This is a genomic window from Algoriphagus sp., from assembly GCF_046296635.1.
Classification (GTDB): domain Bacteria; phylum Bacteroidota; class Bacteroidia; order Cytophagales; family Cyclobacteriaceae; genus Algoriphagus.
This window is the reverse complement of record NZ_JBKBKZ010000060.1, coordinates 1-670: the sequence shown is the minus strand read 5'-3', so window position 1 is coordinate 670 and position 670 is coordinate 1. Positions and strand designations below refer to the sequence as shown.

Below are 670 nucleotides of genomic sequence, written 5' to 3'. Positions count from 1 at the left end.
CTCATCTTTATTGAAAATTGAAATGTCTTAATCCTTACTGAGTTGATACATCTATTCTCCCTTATTTCGTCTCAACAAAAGAATCGGCAAGGAAAAAAATCTCGACCGAGCTGAAAACACAATTCCTTTCTTAAAAAAATAGGAGAAGAAATCAATGACACTAAATTAATCAAAAGAGCTTCAAATATTTACCAAAATTGAGGCCAAAAATTCTCATGTAGGATTTAGTCATGATTTTCCTATTCTACTTATCAATCCAGGTCTATTTTAACTATTGTGGAAGTTTGATTACTGGAATTTTCTGGCCATTTGCCAACCCTGAGGATCCATTGTCATGAGAAAAAAAAAGTCCGATCTAAGATCGGACTTTGGTGATCCCGCTGGGATTCGAACCCAGGACCCATACATTAAAAGTGTATTGCTCTACCAGCTGAGCTACGGAATCTTATCTTTCAGCGCCTATATTTCTGCTGGTATATTGGCGAAATATGTTTCCCTTTTCTCAAAATCTGCAAGGACTTTTTCGATTTGGGAGTGCAAAGGTAGAAAGTAAAATTTTAAATCCAAAACCAGAATAAAAAAATTATCTTCCATTTTGACATTACGATACTAAAAGCAATAGATGAAACTTTTTGTTTGCCAATCTTGGATAATTTTTTGAAACACCAAG

General features: G+C 34.3%; 1 tRNA gene. It reads right to left on the bottom strand.

Going from position 1 to position 670, the window contains the following annotated elements:
* Positions 1 to 369: 369 nt before the first annotated feature.
* A tRNA-Lys gene (locus tag ACK4HU_RS21945) sits at positions 370 to 445 on the bottom strand.
* Between the last annotated feature and the right edge of the window lie 225 nt (positions 446 to 670).